Raw genomic sequence first — 250 nt, 5'->3', positions numbered from 1 at the left:
GGTCACGAAATCCGTGTTCGACAAATACACCTGCGAGCGGGATGTGTGGGTGAACCAGAGCTGCAAACGCAGCGCGACCGTTGAAGTGGATGGCAGCGGCACCACCTGGGAAACACAGACGGTGGAGTATGAAATGAGTCAGCAACCGGTGCAGGAGATCAACGGCATGAATATCGTCACCATTGTGCCGACCGTCACCGGCGAGATTGTCCGCGCCACATACACCTGGTCAGACCGGTTAGGGAACAAG

General features: G+C 56.8%; 1 pseudogene. It reads left to right on the top strand.

Annotation, left to right across the window (positions count from 1 at the left end):
* A pseudogene (locus tag IAE50_RS25810) lies at positions 1-250 on the top strand (conjugal transfer protein TraN); the annotation flags it as partial.

The organism is Kosakonia sp. S42 (genome assembly GCF_016624785.1).
In the GTDB taxonomy this organism is placed as follows: domain Bacteria; phylum Pseudomonadota; class Gammaproteobacteria; order Enterobacterales; family Enterobacteriaceae; genus Kosakonia; species Kosakonia cowanii.
This window is presented reverse-complemented; position numbering and strand designations above follow the sequence as displayed.